The sequence below is a fragment of the bacterium genome (genome assembly GCA_024224155.1).
Lineage (GTDB): Bacteria > Acidobacteriota > Thermoanaerobaculia > Multivoradales > JAHEKO01 > CALZIK01.
This window is the reverse complement of record JAAENP010000025.1, coordinates 1-778: the sequence shown is the minus strand read 5'-3', so window position 1 is coordinate 778 and position 778 is coordinate 1. Positions and strand designations below refer to the sequence as shown.

General features: G+C 61.2%; 1 protein-coding gene. It reads left to right on the top strand.

Annotated features, from left to right (window positions below):
• Positions 1–743, top strand: a 743-nt coding sequence (locus GY769_02200; GenBank protein MCP4200731.1) for a transposase, incomplete at its 5' end; no start/stop codon positions are given.
• Between the last annotated feature and the right edge of the window lie 35 nt (positions 744–778).

Genomic DNA, 778 nt, shown 5'->3' with positions numbered 1-778 from the left:
ATGCAATTGCTCATCGACGCCCCGGATCTGCGGGCCGTCATCGAACTCGAAGCCGTGCCACACTGGACCACGCTGCAGAAGGCGTCGGACCGCCTGCTCACAAGAACGCCGCGCGTCGGCTCCTGGATCAAACGGTTCGCCTCGCCACCGAAGCGAAGATCCTCGGCCGCAGCTCGAAACTGACGGCCCTCGACGGCAGCGGATTCGAAGCCCATCACGTAAGCAAGTACTTCGTTCGTCGCAGGGCGCGCGGCGACAAGAGCCTGCAAAACATGACCTATCGGCGCTTTCCCAAAGTCGGCCTGCTGGTCGACTGTCCGTCGCACATGATCTTGGCGGCCGTCCCTGGACTCGGTCCGAGTCCCGACATCAGCCATCTCGTCGAGGCCGTCAGCGAAGCCGATCGGCGGCAACTCATCGACACGCTTCTGGTGGACGCCGGCTACGACGCCGAATGGGCGCATAAACACGTGCGCGCTGAATTCGGCATCAGTCTCATTTCACCCCCCAAGATCGGCCGCCCCACGGCCAAACCGCCGAGCGGACGCTTTCGAAGGCAAATGTGGCACTACTTCAAGAGACCTCCCGAGCAACGTCGCTACGGTCAACGTTGGCAAGCCGAAACCGTCTTCAGCATGATCAAGAGGCGCTTGGGCGAGACCCTCGCCGCCCGCCACCGCGTCCGCCAGAACCGAGCCATGATGCTCAAAGTGATCACGCATAACCTGATGATTGTCCTATGACTATGGCTTTTCTACGGAGCAGGACATCACTGATT